The organism is Peribacillus sp. SIMBA_075, assembly GCF_046534585.1.
On the sequence record NZ_JAWRYN010000189.1, the window covers coordinates 1 to 376 of the forward strand.

Annotated in this window: 1 protein-coding gene; it reads right to left on the reverse strand. The window is 34.0% G+C overall.

Annotated elements, in window-relative coordinates:
- A partial coding sequence (locus SB775_RS27760) for a hypothetical protein (protein WP_410864362.1) occupies window positions 1-376 on the reverse strand: 376 nt, incomplete at both ends.

A 376-nucleotide genomic window follows, 5' to 3' on the forward strand; every position in this document is an offset into this window, starting at 1 on the left:
CTCTGTCTTTTGTTGTCTCGTCAACCAGTGTTTCAGCAAGCAATCGATACTGCTCAATCTTATCGCGACTTTCGTTAGATTCATCTAGCAGGCTTTGGTTTTTCAAAGCTTGGGATTTTATTTTCTCTATGTTTTCATCTGCTTTTGTACAGTAATCTTCCATTTCTTCAGTTAAATGGTTCGATGAGCTGTGCAGGTGTTCCATTTCTTTTTTTATGGATGCAGATGCTCTTACATTCCTTTTTATTTCTTCAATTAGACTGGTTGATTTTGTTAATGATGTTAATACTTCCTTGTTTAGCTTTCTTAGTTCTTTCAAGCTAATTTCTTTAGCTGATTTTGGATTGTAAGAAAGAAATCTAAATAGAGGTTTTAG